This window comes from Paenibacillus sp. FSL K6-3182, assembly GCF_037976325.1.
Taxonomy (GTDB): Bacteria; Bacillota; Bacilli; order Paenibacillales; family Paenibacillaceae; genus Pristimantibacillus.
The window spans coordinates 2,046,050-2,062,089 of the sequence record NZ_CP150265.1 but is presented as its reverse complement, the minus strand read 5'-3'; the positions used below and the strand labels follow the sequence as shown (position 1 = coordinate 2,062,089).

Here is a 16,040-nt window from a genome sequence, read left to right as displayed (position 1 = left end):
AACTTAAATCACGAATTAACGCTGTTCAATCGGAATGTACTTGGCATTAACCGGACCAACATAGTCGGCACGCGGACGGATCAAGCGGTTATCTTGGTATTGCTCAAGAATATGCGCGCTCCAACCAGATACCCGGCTGATTGCAAAAATAGGCGTGAACAAGTCACGTGGAATTTCAAGCGTTGTATATACAGACGCTGAGTAGAAGTCCACGTTAGGCTTCAAGCCTTTTTGTCCAGTTACCAGCTCTTCAATTTTAACAGACATTTCGTAAAGCTCCATGTTGCCTGTCAGCTTGCCAAGCTCGCGGGACATTTTTTGCAGATGCTTCGCGCGAGGATCGCCGTTTTTGTATACGCGGTGACCAAAGCCCATAATTTTCACTTTGTTTGCAAGCGCGTTGTTAATAAAGCTTTCAACGTTAGCAGTAGAACCGATTTCTTCTAGCATAACCATTACAGCTTCGTTTGCGCCGCCATGAAGAGGGCCTTTCAAAGCGCCAATCGCAGACGTTACACCCGAATAAATATCCGACAACGTTGCTACGGTTACACGAGCAGCAAATGTCGACGCATTCAACTCGTGGTCAGCATGAAGAACGAGCGCTTGATCAAGTGCTTTAACAGCAACTTCAGCCGGCTCGCTGCCAGTAAGCATATACAAGAAATTATAGGCGATGGATACGCCTTTCTTTGGAGCTACAGGCTCTTGTCCTAGGCGGATGCGTGAAAAAGCAGCAATAATTGTTGGCAGCTGCGCCTGCAATTTAATTGCTTTCAATTGATTCGCTTCAGGAGACATATCGTTTGCAGATTCATCGTACAATGCTAAGCTGGATACTGCCGTACGAAGCGCAGCCATAGAATTTGTATTTTTTGGATAAAGCTTAATTTGATCAATTACGCCTTCTGGAAGCGCTGCAAATTGATCCAATTGCTTTTGCAGTCCATCAAGCTCAGAACGATTCGGTAGTTTACCGTACCATAGCAGGTAGGCAACCTCTTCAAAAGTAGCGTTTTCCGCAAGATCATCAATATCAATACCGCGGTATGTCAATACGCCATCAATAATGGAGCTGATGGAGGACGTCGCTGCGACAATTCCTTCCAGACCTTTAGTTGCTGTCATCGTTCTCTCTCCTTTAACATGGTTATCGTAAACAATAAAAAGGGGTCGTTTTTGTACCATCGCCTTTAATCATAAATGATTTCGGCAATTATGTGAACAAATACAGACATAAAAATGCTTTATCAGCGTCATCAATATTTTTTTCGCTTATTATTTCTCCGCTTCACTTCGTATGCTCAAACTGCATTTTTCCCTATTCGCTCCAATTTTAGCCGCAGCATAAACTATTTTTACAGAAACGGATAAAGTGGTAAAATGTCAAAAAGAGAACTTACAGAGCAAATTTTGCCGTATTGGAGGCGCAACATGACAGGACAACGCATCGGAATTATTGACATAGGCTCCAACTCCGTCCGTCTCGTCGTTTACGAGAAGACAGCAAATGGTGCTCATCGTGTGGCGGATAGCAGTAAACGGCCTGCCAGACTAAGCGAACGTATTGATGAAAACGGATGTCTGCCAGGTACAGCGATCGATGATCTGATCGACACACTGAATCATTTTACCATGATTTGCACACATAATCATACAAGCCATATTCGAGCAGTCGCAACGGCTGCTATTCGAAATGCAAATAATCGTTCAGAAATCCTTGCTCGTATTCATTCGGCCACAGGCTTATCCATCGAATTGCTCACCGGTGAGGATGAAGCCTCGTACGGCTTTCTCGGCATGATTAACTCACTAAAGATTCGTGACGGCCTTCTCATTGATATCGGCGGCGGAAGCACCGAGCTTTCATTATTTCGCAACCGCGTTCTCGTTCATTCTGTATCCTTTCCGTTTGGTTGCGTAAGCTTCAACAAACGTTTCGGCACAAAAGGCACACTCCAAGATGAAGACCTGAAGGCGCTTGAAGCCATCGTTGCAGAAGCGGCTCGAAACGAGACCTGGATTGGAGAAACAGCAGGACTGCCTCTCGTCGGTGTCGGAGGCACGGTGCGTGCATTAGGAAAAATGCATCAAGCCGCATACAAATACCCTTTTCCGCAAACACATAATTATCCGATTACGAGCGAGCACGTTGATGAGCTCTTTCATCAAATGCGCAAACTTCCGCTTGATAAAAGACGTAAACTTCCGGGCTTGTCCAAGGATCGTGCTGATGTAGTTGTACCTGGTGTCGCTATTTTACGCGTATTATTCCGTGCAACCAAAGCAACTTATTACCGAATTTGCGGTGCTGGACTGCGCGATGGCTTGTTCCATGCAACCAGATTCCCAAATCGTCCAAAACTAGATGATGTGCTCAAATATAGCCTAACAAATTTAAGTGCCCTGCATCCAGAAGCTCCAAAGCAGCATGTGCTGCAGGTCAACCGAATCTCTCTAGAGATTTATGATGTCCTGAACTATGTTTACCCATTGACACCTCAATCGAGAGTGCTGCTGGACACAGCGTCACAGTTGTTCCGAATCGGTGCATCCATTGATTATTACGAATATGCAAGGCATTCCTTCTACCTTATTGTTAATTCACAGTTGAATGGGCTAACGCATCGCGAAATGATTATGACAGCAGCTATCGCATCTTACAAAAGCAAAGGCCGGGCTCGCCAGCACATTTCCGAATATAAGGAACTGCTTAACGAATCCGACCTTGAAGTCATTTATAAGCTTGGTTCACTGCTGCAGCTGTCGGCAGCGCTTGATCGCGGTGAAACACAAGCCATTGCTCAGCTAAATGTCCAATTATCCGGCATTCAGCTGCTGCTTCGCCCGGTTCAGCCGCGAGGAACGCTTGCAGTTGAGCGCCGAGAAGTGGAGGAGCTCGCCAGCGAATTCAAGAAACTTTGGGGATTCACGCCGAGCCTCGACTTTTCGTCTACGCATGTCCCTTCCAAGACGCTATAACCTTTGCCTCGAATTGACTGCGGAACGGCTCTTTATCAGCACTAGTAAGATGCTCATAAGTACCGTTCGGCTGCAATTCACGGGCTTTTACATTATCATCGATATTAAGCTGAAGCATCTTGATCAATATTTGTCTCAAAATTGGATCAAATACTGGACACATAAGCTCGATCCTTCTTGTAAGATTACGAGTCATCCAATCCGCGCTCGACAAATATACCTCTTCTTCCCCGCCATTATGGAAGTACATAATCCGTGCATGCTCCAGAAAACGGTCGACGATACTTATTACCTGAATATTTTCACTGCGCCCAGGAACACCCGGCCGCAAGCAGCAAACGCCGCGAACGATTAATACGATTTTCACTCCCGCTTGAGAGGCTTCATAAAGCTTATCGATCATCTCTTGATTCGATAAAGAATTCATTTTGGCAATAATGCGAGCTGGCTTGCCGGCTGCTGCATTCAATCTTTCCCTATCGATTAACCGATATAGCTTTTCCTTCAAATCAGAAGGCGCAACGCCAAAAGCTTTCCACTCATAAGGTGATGAATAACCCGTAACCTCGTTGAACAAAGCCGAAGCATCGCCGCCGATTATTGGATGTGACGTAAAAAGTCCAATATCCGTATATAATGTTGCCGTACTGTCATTATAATTCCCTGTCCCTACATGAACGTAGCGGCGCAGCGTGCCATGCTCTCGTCTTACAACTAACAAGATTTTCGCATGTGTCTTCAGACCAACTAGGCCGTAAACGACATGGCAACCAGCCTTCTCCAGCTGACGCGCCCAAGCGATGTTCCTTTCCTCGTCAAACCTCGCCTTTAGCTCTACAACAACCGTTACCTGCTTGCCAGCTTCGCCTGCCTTAGCAAGCGCTTGAACGAGCGCAGACTGGCCGCTCACGCGGTATAACGTCATTTTTATCGCTAGCACGTCGGGATCATAAGCAGCCTGCATGACAAAGTCATTAACTGCGTCAAATGATTCATATGGATGGTACATCAAAACATCGCGCTGGCGGATGACCTCAAACATATCGTCAGTGTGGTCAAATTCTCTTGGATAAATTGGCTCAAGCTTCTCATACCGCAAATTATCATTGCCCGGTACTGCTCCTGCAAACTTCATCAAAAAGCTTAAATCAAGCGGTCCATCTATTTCAAATAAATTATCTTCGATTTCGAGCTCTTCGGTAAGCATTTCGAGCGCATAAGGGTGCATACCCTTGGAAACCTCCAGCCTTACAGGAATTCCCCAGCGGCGGCGACGCAGCTCTTTCTCGATCTCCTCAAGCAGATCCTCGGCATCCTCTTCATTCAATGTAATATCCGCATCCCTTGTTAAGCGGAACGGGTTTACTGAGAATGGAATATAGCCGTTGAATAACGTATCGATGAACTTTTCAATTAAATCCTCAAGAAGCACAAACTCCGTTTTCTTGCTGTTAATTCGTCCTGGGACAGGTACAAATCTCGGTAAAATAGAAGGTACCTGGACAATCGCAAACAACGGCTCCTCTTCAGACGGATCACTCTCTTGTCTTAGAAGTACTGCTAAATACAGCTCTTTCGTATGAACAAGCGGGAACGGTCTGCTCTGATCGACAGCCATCGGTGTAAGTACTGGAAATACGATTTCATGAAAATAATCCGAGACTGCTTTCGTTTGCGTTATATTAAGCTCATCCAGCGAACGAATAAAAATGCCCTCACGACTGAGGCTTCGGAACACTTCTCTGTATGTACGATATTGATCATGGACCATTTGGGTTGCTCGCTTAATCAGCCGCTTCCAAAGTCCAGAGGGCGTATAGCCCGTAAAATCAATTTTGGATAAGCCGGCTCTCATCTGCATCTGGATGCCAGCAACTCGCACGCTCATAAATTCATCCAAATTGCTTGAGACAATTGCCAAAAACTTTGCTCTCTCAAGCAGCGGATTGCTGAGATCCTGCGCCTCTTGAAGAACTCTTCGGTTGAATTCGATCCAACTTAAGTCACGATTTACATAGTTGGACAAAAGCTTGGTCATTTCTCACGCCTCCTGAGTAATTTTGCGAAATAAACCTGCTTTTCTAACATACGCTTCTTGCCTCAAATCAAGAATGCTAATATAACGACAAGAAACGACTTATATCTATCTCATTATGAAGCATGACTATTATTGCCATGTTAACCTTTTGTAAATGTCACGTAAATATTAGAATCTTCCGATCTTAAAATTGCCGTTTCGTATTCTTTTCTCTAATTCACGCAGCATGATTACTCTATAAAAGGTTCTTGTAAATGGAATAAGCAGCGTAATGCCTATGATGTCAGACAGAAATCCTGGCAGCAACAGCAAAATACCTCCTGCTAGCACACATAATCCATCTAAAAGCGACTGGCCGGGAATTTGTCCAGCTTGCATTTGACGCTGAGCCTCACCCCATACTTTTCGCCCTTCCATTCGGGCCAAATAAGCGCCTGCCAAACCCATGAGGATCAGTATAAAAAAGGTGTTCCAGCCCCCGATCCAGCCGCTAATTTGAAAGATACCCCAAAGCTCAACTAATGGAACAACAATTAAAACTGCCAACAGCCATTTATACATGATTGGACCTCCTCCAAAGTTTGCGTAGCAAACTTACTTCGTAAGCATAAGCTTGGTTTGCGCAGCAGCATAATATCATCGCAATTTGTTCGGCAAACTTACTTCGTACGCAGCAGTTCATACAATTCAGGCATGACTTTGTTTAAACGCGCTGGTTGCCATGACTCGTTGACCCATACATGTTTGGTTCCACCCTCCACGAGCAGCTCACCAGGCAGTGATTCGCTTTCTGATACTACTGATGTATGGAAATCATCCAGTGATACCTTTCTAACCTGTGATTCAAAGGATACGCGCAGAGGGCTGCAATCAGCAATTCGAGTACAAACGATTACAGTATCGTCATAGCGAGCGGGTTGCACATAGCGGCATTGCAAATCTATAACCGGCAGCAGCAATCCTTGCTCTTCAATGGTTTTATAGTCATAACCAGCATTTCTTATCCATTCAGTACGTCCAATTTCGAACCAAGTTACATAATTCCCATGAAAAACGACACCCATTTGATCGGTTTCCTGATAACGAACGCGCAGCGGGTGCAGAACCCAAGTGGAAGCTGACAGCATAAATGCCCCCCATTTTTTATCAAATCGAACATGCTTTGACGAATTGATTAGCAAAAAGCGACGGTGAGATCACCATCGCTTTTTGTTTTTGTACTATATTTTTGTTAACAAAGGCACTGTTTTATTACAGTACTTTTGATTGGCCGTGATAGATAACGCCTGTTTCGCCGTAGATGGTAACTTCCATGCCATCTTGCAGCAATTCAGTTGCATTTTGGATGCCAAGAATAACCGGGATTCCAAGATTCAGGCCAACTACAGCGGCATGGCTAGTAATTCCGCCTTGCTCTGTAATAACTGCGCCAGCTTTTTCGAATGCAGGCATATATTCTTTATCTGTGGAGATCGTTACCAAGATTGAACCTTGAGTTGTTTTTGCAATAGCTTCCTCAGGTGTACGAGCTACTACAATTTTACCGATAGCGGTTTGGCTGCCGATACCTTGTCCTTGTGCCAAAAGCTCACCAATGTGGTGAATTTTGATAAGGTTTGTAGTGCCAGCACGGCCAACTGGAACGCCAGCTGTAATAACAACAGTATCTCCCAAGCTTAGGAATCCAGTGCTCATACCGCCTTTTACAGCATTTTCGAACATTTCATCCGTTGTATCCGCATCTGGACCAAGCACTGCAAATACGCCCCAAATGAGAGATAGACGACGCAATACCTTCTCATCAGTCGTTACAGCAATGATTGGAGCTTTAGGCTTGTACTTCGATACCATGCGAGCTGTAAAGCCGCTTTGTGTCGATGTGATGATCGCTTTTGCACCAAGGTCAAGAGCCGAGTTAGCAACAGCTTGGCTGATTGCTTCTGTAACGGATACTTGTTGTGCATTGGCTTGTTTTGTGAAAATTTCACGGTATTCCAAAGCGGCTTCCGCACGCTCAGCAATACGAGCCATTGTTTGTACGGATTCAGTTGGATATCTTCCCGCAGCTGTTTCGCCGGAAAGCATGATCGCATCTGTACCGTCAAAAATCGCATTTGCAACGTCACTCGCTTCTGCGCGAGTTGGACGCGGGTTGCGCTGCATGGAATCAAGCATTTGTGTTGCTGTAATGACAGGTTTACCTACACGGTTACCTTTTTTGATCATATTTTTTTGAACGAGCGGCACTTCTTCAGCTGGAATTTCAACGCCGAGGTCGCCACGCGCTACCATAAGACCGTCAGAAACCTCAAGAATTTCATCAAGGTTGTCTACGCCTTCTTGGTTCTCAATTTTGGAGATAATTTGAATGTGACCTGCATTATGACGCTCAAGCAATTCACGAATTTCAAGCACGTCGCTCGCTTTACGAACAAAAGATGCTGCAATGAAGTCTACGCCTTGCTCGATACCAAATACGATATCGTTAGCATCCTTTTCCGTAATACCAGGCAATGAAATTTTCACGCCAGGAACGTTAACGCCTTTTTTACTTTTAATTGGACCGCTGTTTACGATACGGCAAACGATCTCAGTGCCTTTAACCTCTTCAACTGTCAATCCGATCAAGCCATCATCAATGAGGATAGTTGAACCAATTGTTACATCGTTTGGAAGGTTGTTGTAAGTAATAGGAACACGGTTGCGGTCACCCAAAATTTCTTCTGTAGTAAGCGTAACGATTTCACCTTGATTAAGCTCAATAGGCTCTTCTTTAAGCTTGCCAAGACGAATTTCAGGACCTTTCGTATCAAGCAAAACCGCTACCGAAGTACCAAGTTCTGCATTTGCAATGCGGATGTTTTTAATACGGTTGCCGTGCTCTTCAAAATCTCCGTGTGAGAAGTTAAGACGGGCAACGTTCATGCCTGCATTGATTAGCTTTTTTGTGTTTTCCAGTGATTCGCTGGATGGACCGATAGTACAAACAATTTTCGTTTTACGCATGTTAAGTTTCCTCCGTATACTGCCTGATATTCTTTACTATACTGACATGACAACCCACTGCTTGTACAGTGAAATAATCATTTTTACATATTATTCACTATTGAACGGTCGGAGTTGCTTCCGGCGCCTGTTCCTGAGATACATTCACCGCGTCCGCTTTTATACCGATATTTGTATCGGCAACTGCTCCGTCCGCCACATCTCCGGGCTCTTCAACGATCTTGAATTGACCGACTTTACGGAATTTATTATACCGATCTTCGATAAGCTGCTCAGCACTCATTTTCATAAGTTCTTGTAAATGCTGCCACAGCTTTTCCTTAATTTGCTCCGCTTGAAATGCCAAGTCCTTATGTGCGCCGCCCTGCGGCTCTGGAACAATATCCTCAATTACACCAAATTCTAACAAGTCTTTGGCTGTAATCTTCATGGCTTCAGCTGCTTGATCTGCCCTGGAAGCATCTTTCCATAAGATGGATGCCGCTCCATTTGGCGAAATTGCACTATAAATCGCATTTTCCAACATTAATACACGGTTTCCGACGCCTAAAGCGAGTGCTCCCCCGCTGCCGCCTTCACCAATAACGATACAAATAATAGGCACGCCGAAGCCGGCCATTTCCCGCAGGTTGCGCGCAATCGCTTCCGATTGACCTCGCTCCTCGGCGGTTTTGCCCGGATAAGCACCCTTCGTATCAATAAACGTGATGATTGGCCGCTTGAATTTGTTCGCTTGCTCCATTAGACGAAGCGCCTTGCGGAAGCCCTCAGGATGAGGACTGCCGAAGAAACGAGCAATATTCTCACGAGTGTCCTTGCCGCGCTGGTGTCCAATAACAGTAACTGGAACACCGTTTATCTTAGCAAGGCCACCAACGATGGCAAGATCATCTGCAAACAGACGATCTCCATGAAGCTCCATATAATCGGTAAATACCGTTTGAATGAAGTCTAACGATGTCGGACGCTGATGATGACGCGCCATATGCATCTTTTGAGCAGGAGTCAGCTCACTATACAATTCTTCTTCCAGCTGCTTGCACTTAAGCTCAAGACCGCGTATTTCTTCCGTGAAGTCGATACCCTTCTCCACGCTTAAGGTCTTAAGCTCAGTTACCTTCTGCCGCAAGTCGTTCAACGGTTTTTCAAAAGGCAGCTCACCCGCCATAGGATGTTTCCTCCCTTACGCAATGCATATCAAGCAGCTTTGCTAACGTAGGTTTCATATCTTTGCGGTGTACGACTTTATCCAATTGGCCATGCTGCAAGTTAAACTCAGCCGTCTGGAAGTCGTCAGGCAGCTTCTGGCGAATCGTTTGTTCGATAACAATTCGTCCGGCAAAACCGATCAACGCGCCAGGCTCGGCCAAATTGTAATCGCCCAAGCTCGCAAAGCTTGCCGAAACCCCGCCCGTAGTAGGATCGGTAAAAATCGAAATAAACAAACCCCCAGCACCTTGAAACTTTGAAAGTGCCGCGCTCGTTTTGGCCATTTGCATTAAGCTAAGAATACTTTCCTGCATCCGGGCGCCGCCCGATGTTGAGAAAATAAGAAGCGGCAGTTTCTTCTCATGAGCCGCTTCGATCGCTCTTGTAATTTTCTCTCCAACTACGGATCCCATACTGCCAGTGAAAAAATCAAAGCTCATGACTGCTACGACGACAGGAAAACCACCAATCGTACCTTCTCCTGTTACGACAGCTTCGCGAAGACTCGACTTGCTCTTCTGCTGCTCTAGCTTGCTCGCGTAACCTGGGAAGTTTAGAGGATCGATGGATTCCATATTGGCATCGTATTCTACTAGATGCCCATCATCAAGCGTTAATGCAATACGCTCCAACGCGCTTAGACGGTAATGATAACCGCAGGATGAGCATACCTTCAAATTCTTTTCCAACTCTTTGCTATACTGAATCGTGCCGCATTTGGAGCACTTATTCATCAAGCCCTCAGGAACTTCACGCTTGCGTGGTTCCGAAGGTATTGTTGCATATTTTTTCTTAGTAAATAAATCTTTTATTTGCACGTGTGACACCTCTCAAGGCGCAATAGTATAGAGCAGTCCATCATAATGGCCGCATAATGGAGTTGAATACTTCTTGAACTTCCTCCAACTCGCCTGACGGAACTAGTATCTCGTATTGCTGTTTGGACAGATTGACGGAGCGGATTTTCACCAGAAACCCTTCATCCGTTAGCCGCTTCTTGATGTTATCTGCAATTTTTGCTGTTGGTGCGATATAAATGACCGTCCACATCATGGTACCTCCTGAAAACTTTGCTTCCACAAAGCTCACTTACTAAGCACAGCTATCCCGGTAACAGGCCATATGATCTCACAATGATACCATAGTTAAGGCGAATCCGGCAAATCATATTGGATCGCTTTCGGGTCCTGATGTGCAATTCGAGCAGACGCAGCAGCGGCTAATCCAGCAACCAGGTCATCTAAAAAAACATGAATTCGTTCACCTTTTATATTTAGTTGACGAATAATACCGGGTTTTACTTTATCTAAATATCCGAAGCTCGTCAATCCAATCATGCCGTAAACATTCGTAATGCCGAGCGCAAGCGTCTCATCCACACCGTAAAGCGACTCATCATTTTCCATAATCGATTGCAATGGCTCTGGCAATAATTTCCGCTCAGCTAACTCATCAAGGGCCATACCCGTATACATGACATATTGAACCTCTCGTTTGCCAAGCACTGCCCTTACGCTTTCCTCACACTCTTCCATCGTCAAATCACCGTTATAAGGACGCTGCAGCGTATAAACGATTTCTGTTACATCATCGATGGATACCCCTCGTTTTAAGAGCCATTTCTCGATTCCTGTCATAGGACTCATCCCTCCCGTAACTGCTTGTACGTTTATCTTGGAAACATAGGCGTGAGCAGATGACATTGTCCTCAGGCGGCGCTCGCACTCTCCGAGCCCCAAAGCCATCTTCACATGTATCTCTAAACATATGCACAGATAGGCTCTGATGTGCATACGAAATGCCGTTGTTTGCAACATAAAGCAGGAGGGTAGAAATCCTATTGCATCAATACCAAATATTCATAGCAAAAGAATAATTTTTCTTCTTTTTTTTTTGCATAATCTCACTATCGAAATAATTTCAAACCACGGTTTGCTCAGCTCAAACCTTTCTCGCCATTGCATATTTTCAAGCTTAAAATTAGCATCTAATTTCTGATTTGCCAGAAGCGAGAATTAGATTGCAGAAGGTCTCGCACCAGCTAGTTTATGTCGTTGTCATTTGACGACGATCGAGCCTTCACCCAAGAGCTGCTCAACGGCTGCGAGAAGCCCAGCAGATGGTTTAACGCGATAACTATCGCTGAGAGCAATCGATTTTTGTCCTTGTACATAAAATAACACGGTTGCGAGCTGTCCGGAATGACCAGCCAAAACACTTTTCAGCTGTTCAAGGACAGCAGGCTGTTCATTTTCCGCCACAATTTTTATATATACGCGCTGCGGCTTGCGCTCATCGGATGCAGGTGTAGTGAAGTTATTTCCGGACTGAGGGCTGGGTTTAACGCTACTATTATCAGCAGCCTTAGTCTGGAAAGCTGGCCGATTGCTAGGTGACGTCGTTCGGTTAGCTTGGCCTTGCGTTTTCTGAGTACTGCCCTGAGAAGTATAGCTGCTGCCGCCAGTTCTTGCCGCGCGAGCCTTCGCCTGCTTCTGCAGCCGTCCTACGTGATCCGCAAGCTCCATCTCCGCATGTTCAATCGGTACACAATCCTCAACGATGAGCTTATAGTCATCATCCTGCTGCTGAACCGTTGCTTGTATAATGGCTAAGCCGCCCTTTTTGAGCTTGCTTTCGATTCGCTTCCAGATCGTTGGAAATACGACAGCTTCCACACGCATTATGCGATCTTCAAGCTCGAGGAAACCCATGGACAGACCTTTCTTATTCGTGAAAGGTTTGATGGATACGACCATAATGCCTACAATAGCAATCGCCCCGTCCTTTGCATCAGACAGCTCAACCAACCGATCAAGACCTAGCGCTGACAACTGCTGCTCGGCAGCATCCAGCGGATGGCCGGATAAATAAAGCCCCAGCAGGTCCCTTTCAAAATCAAGCTGTTGCCCTGTCGTGTACGGACGGATATCGGGCAGCTCGACATCCCAGTTCTGCACCTCATCTAAACCAAACATTTCAATTTGCAGCTCTTCACGGTCTTTGCGCCATTTGATTGCTGTCTCTACCGTCTCCTCCAATGCAGCTAGTAGCTGAGCACGATGTCCTGGCAACGAATCAAGAGCTCCCGCCTGAATGAGCGACTCCAGCACCCGCTTGTTCACAACGCGCAGGTCTACACGCTGGCAAAGATCCAGAAGACTATCGAAGAGCCGATCCTTTCGCTCTTTTAAAATCGCTTCAATGGCTTGTGTGCCGACATTTTTAATAGCTGCCAGCCCGAATCGAACCGCTTTCTCAACAGGTGTAAACGATACGCTGCTTTCATTAACGTCAGGCGGCAGCACAGCAATGCCCATTCGCCGGCATTCATCCACATATTCAGCGGTCTTCCGCTGATTTCCTGTAACTGAAGCGAGCATCGATGCCATAAACGGCACAGGATAGTTAGCTTTAAGCCATGCTGTCTGAAAGGCGAGTACTCCATATGCTGCTGCATGCGCCCGAGGGAACCCGTAATCGGCAAATCGAACAATCATGTCGTAGACATGATTGGCATCCGTTTCTGAATACCCTTGTGCAAGACTTCCTTTCACAAAGTGAGCCCGCTCTTCGTCGAGCACCTCACGCTTCTTCTTGGATACTGCTCGGCGCAGCAAATCCGCTTCCCCAAGAGAAAAGCCAGCCATCAAGGAGGCAATTTGCATGATCTGCTCTTGATAAACAATAATGCCGTAAGTGTCAGAGAGAATAGGCTCTAGCGACGGATGCGGATATTCAACCGTTACGAGCCCGTGTTTGCCTTGAATGTATTTAGGAATAAACTCCATCGGGCCGGGACGGTAGAGTGCAAGGACGGAGACGATATCCTCGAATTCCGTTGGCTTCATTTCCTTCAGCACTCGCCGCACACCGGCAGACTCGAGCTGAAAAATTCCGGTCGTGTCGCCGCGGCTCAGCATGGCATACGTTGCCGGATCACTATCGCTAATGGTGTGGAAATCGATCACTCTGCCGTGCTGCTCCTTAACGGCGTGCAGTGCACGCTCTAGAATGGAGAGTGTACGCAAGCCGAGAAAATCCATTTTTAGAAGTCCAATAGCTTCTAAATGCTCCATTGAATATTGGGTGAGCGGAATTCTCTCGCTTCCTGTCTGTATAGGCGTATAATGTGTAAGCGGCTCTTGTGAAATCACAACACCCGCAGCATGAGTGGAGGCATGCCTTGGCATGCCCTCAACCTTCAAGGCCATCTTCAGCATAGCCGCCGTCTTCGGCTGACGCTCGCTTGCTTCACGCAGCTCGTTGCTCATGCGAAGCGCTTCCTCAATCGTAATGCCCAGTTGGTTTGGAATAAGCTTAGCTGCTCGATCCACCTCTTGAAACGGAACGTTCATAGCTCTGCCTACATCCCGAACTGCTGCCTTGGCCGCCATCGTTCCGAATGTAATGATTTGAGCAACATGTTCTTCGCCGTATTTAGCTGCCACGTAAGCAATGACCTCGTCACGCCGTTCATCATTGAAGTCAATATCAATATCGGGCATGGAAATTCGCTCAGGATTAAGAAAACGCTCGAACAAAAGCTTATATTTCAGCGGATCAACATCCGTTATTCGAAGCGTATAAGCAACTAAGCTGCCCGCGGACGAGCCCCTTCCAGGTCCTGTTCTAATGCCTGAATCATGAGCGAAGCGAATAAAATCCCAAACGATCAGAAAATAGTCGCTGAATCCCATCTTCTCGATGACAGACAGCTCATATTCGAGCCGCTGCTCCGCTTTTTGTCTATAATCAGTATCATGAACCCACTCTGGATTTCCGCCATATCTAGCAACTAATCCGTCGCGGCATAAAGTAATTAAGTAATCGGATGAGCTCATACCCGATGGTACCGGCCGAAAAACAGGAAGCGCAGCGCGTCCAAGCGTCAGCTCAAGCTCACATTTATCCGCGATCTCCACTGTATTCGCAATCGCTTCAGGCACATGTCTGTACAGCAGCGCCATTTCGTCCGCACTCTTCAGATACATCTGATCCGTCAGCATGCGCAATCGATCAGTATCTTCTGTCGTTTTGCCCGTACCGATGCAAATAAGCACATCCTGCATAGCAGCGTCCTCAGCCTGCAAGTAATGCACATCATTTGTAGCGACCAGCTTAATACCTGTTTCCTCTGCAAGCTTTATCATATCAACAGCTACTTTTTTCTGATCCAGAAGACCATGATCCTGTAGCTCTAAATAAAAGTCATCTCCGAAAATATCTTTATAACGCAAAGCGCTGCTTCGCGCTTGCTCCAAGCGGTCATGCAGCAGATGCTGAGAGATCTCGCTCCCCAAACAAGAGCTTAAACAAATCAGCCCTTCAGAGTACTCACGCAGCATCTCCAAATCAACGCGGGGTTTATAGTGAAAACCTTCTAAATGTGCTATGGAGCAGAGCTTCATTAAGTTTCGATAACCCGCTTCGTTTTTGGCAAGCACAATCAAATGATAGATTGGATTTTCCTTGCGCGACCCTTTCTCAAAGCGAGAACCAGTCGTCATATATAGCTCGCACCCAATAATCGGTTTTATTCCTTGTGCACGGCATGACCGGTAAAAAGGAATAGCTCCGTACATGACTCCATGATCGGTGAGCGCAAGTGCCTTCATGCCGAGGTCCGCAGCTTTAGCTGTCAAATCTTTAATTCTGGCGGCGCCGTCGAGCAAGCTATATTCGCTGTGGACGTGCAAATGCACGAAAGATTGTTCATTATGGCCGCTCATCGCATCGGTTCCTTTCCGCTTCGTCCAAAAATAAGATAATTCTATTTTATCATAATAGCGATGGACACGCCCATAGAATGGTAGCAGAGCATACAAGCATGCGATGTTAATCTATAAGATTATATTTTTGGAGGGATACGGGTGAGCTATTTTTTGTCCAAAGCAGGACTTGATTTCTTTATCGCATTTGGCGTTGTTTTAGGTGGATCTACGCTTGCAGCAGTGGGATCGGTGTTTATGCTGATGCCGCCAGCCCATACAATGCTCGATACAGCCATAAAACTGAAAATATGGGCGATCGTCGCAGCAATTGGGGGGTCGATTGATCCCGTACGAGTCATTGAAAGCAACATCATGGATGGTCAGTTATCGCCGGCAGCCCAGCAAATCTGCTTTATTATTATCGCTTTTCTGGGTGCACATTTAGGCACAGAGCTAGTGCGGCTTATTTGCAAGGGAGCCACCTAAGCGATGCGCGTGCCGCCGTTTAGCCGTTTCACGAGAGGACTGCAAATGGTAGGAGTATTGACACTCGGGATGATCATTGGCGCAATTGTGTACAATTCGCTTTATTTGGCGCAATTTGAGGCTTTAATCACATTGAAGAGTGAGCTGGAGGTTAAGCTGGAGCAATACGAAACGGATTTAAAGCATTTAAATGAATTCAAGAATCAACATACCGTTATAAAAAGCATCCTGCCCCGTGTAGAGAAAGAAGCCGGCCAAAATACGGGAAGACCCCATCTTGATCAAGTTACCGAGGCGTTGATTATTAAGCGGATAAAAGGGGATTTGAGCGTCTTCCTTGGGCAAAGCATTTATGAAATTGACTCTGACGCAAAATTCGCACGCAACCTCCTTGAGAAGAAGGTCTATATGGATGTGAACAGCAAGGACTATACCATTGAGGTTAAGACTATTCTTGTCGTTGATAATGTGCTGCATGTCTGGATCAAGGTGCGTGACTATACAAAGCCTCCTTCTTAAGCATACAGCTGCGATTCGTGATACAATAGAGCCTGTCTATTCACAAGATCGAAGCTGTACATACGTAACTTAAAAGGAGTTGCTTTTCC

Annotated in this window: 13 protein-coding genes; 3 read left to right on the top strand and 10 right to left on the bottom strand. The window is 46.0% G+C overall.

Translation table 11 applies throughout. The annotated features are described in order from the left end of the window. Nucleotides 1–15: 15 nt before the first annotated feature. Nucleotides 16–1,128, bottom strand: a complete 1,113-nt coding sequence (gene citZ / locus MHH56_RS08970; RefSeq protein ID WP_076267792.1) for a citrate synthase — start codon at nt 1,126–1,128, stop codon at nt 16–18. A 306-nt stretch (nt 1,129–1,434) separates the two neighbouring features. Between citZ and MHH56_RS08965 the strand changes: the two genes are divergently transcribed. Beyond that, entirely contained in the window at nt 1,435–2,982 is a 1,548-nt protein-coding gene (locus tag MHH56_RS08965) for a Ppx/GppA family phosphatase (protein ID WP_339207808.1), read from the top strand. Here MHH56_RS08965 and ppk1 read toward each other — a convergent pair. The 9 genes from ppk1 to MHH56_RS08920 all read right to left on the bottom strand — a co-directional run bounded on the left by ppk1 (nt 2,954) and on the right by MHH56_RS08920 (nt 14,964). Then, nucleotides 2,954–5,020 (bottom strand): polyphosphate kinase 1, encoded by a 2,067-nt coding sequence (gene ppk1 / locus MHH56_RS08960; protein WP_339207807.1) that lies wholly within the window; start codon nt 5,018–5,020, stop codon nt 2,954–2,956. The two genes, MHH56_RS08965 and ppk1, sit on opposite strands and share 29 nt — an antisense overlap. 168 nt (nt 5,021–5,188) lie before the next feature. Continuing rightward, on the bottom strand, nt 5,189–5,581 hold the full coding sequence (locus MHH56_RS08955) for an FxsA family protein (RefSeq protein ID WP_339207806.1): 393 nt from the start codon (nt 5,579–5,581) through the stop codon (nt 5,189–5,191). A gap of 98 nt (nt 5,582–5,679) precedes the next feature. Then, complete coding sequence (locus tag MHH56_RS08950) at nt 5,680–6,147, bottom strand: thioesterase family protein (protein WP_339209539.1); 468 nt, start codon at nt 6,145–6,147, stop codon at nt 5,680–5,682. A gap of 124 nt (nt 6,148–6,271) precedes the next feature. Continuing rightward, complete coding sequence (gene pyk, locus MHH56_RS08945) at nt 6,272–8,026, bottom strand: pyruvate kinase (RefSeq protein ID WP_076267797.1); 1,755 nt, start codon at nt 8,024–8,026, stop codon at nt 6,272–6,274. 97 nt (nt 8,027–8,123) lie between these two features. After that, nucleotides 8,124–9,194, bottom strand: a complete 1,071-nt coding sequence (locus tag MHH56_RS08940) for an acetyl-CoA carboxylase carboxyltransferase subunit alpha (RefSeq protein ID WP_076267798.1) — start codon at nt 9,192–9,194, stop codon at nt 8,124–8,126. After that, entirely contained in the window at nt 9,184–10,053 is an 870-nt protein-coding gene (gene accD / locus MHH56_RS08935) for an acetyl-CoA carboxylase, carboxyltransferase subunit beta (RefSeq protein ID WP_076267799.1), read from the bottom strand. The genes MHH56_RS08940 and accD overlap by 11 nt, the downstream gene beginning before the upstream one ends. A 40-nt stretch (nt 10,054–10,093) precedes the next feature. Next, the gene (locus tag MHH56_RS08930) at nt 10,094–10,285 is read right to left on the bottom strand and encodes a glutamate decarboxylase (protein WP_076267800.1); all 192 of its coding nucleotides are present in this window, start codon (nt 10,283–10,285) and stop codon (nt 10,094–10,096) included. A gap of 95 nt (nt 10,286–10,380) precedes the next feature. Continuing rightward, nucleotides 10,381–10,872, bottom strand: coding sequence for a phosphatidylglycerophosphatase A (locus tag MHH56_RS08925; protein ID WP_076267801.1), 492 nt, complete (start codon nt 10,870–10,872; stop codon nt 10,381–10,383). A gap of 420 nt (nt 10,873–11,292) precedes the next feature. After that, complete coding sequence (locus MHH56_RS08920; RefSeq protein WP_339207805.1) at nt 11,293–14,964, bottom strand: DNA polymerase III subunit alpha; 3,672 nt, start codon at nt 14,962–14,964, stop codon at nt 11,293–11,295. Nucleotides 14,965–15,105: 141 nt separating this feature from the next. On the opposite strand from MHH56_RS08920, the gene MHH56_RS08915 reads away from it, so the two are divergent. Both MHH56_RS08915 and MHH56_RS08910 read left to right on the top strand, forming a co-directional pair. Further along, nucleotides 15,106–15,432, top strand: coding sequence for a YtrH family sporulation protein (locus tag MHH56_RS08915; RefSeq protein WP_076267803.1), 327 nt, complete (start codon nt 15,106–15,108; stop codon nt 15,430–15,432). 45 nt (nt 15,433–15,477) lie between these two features. Next, nucleotides 15,478–15,951, top strand: coding sequence for a hypothetical protein (locus MHH56_RS08910; protein ID WP_339207804.1), 474 nt, complete (start codon nt 15,478–15,480; stop codon nt 15,949–15,951). Nucleotides 15,952–16,040 lie beyond the last annotated feature (89 nt).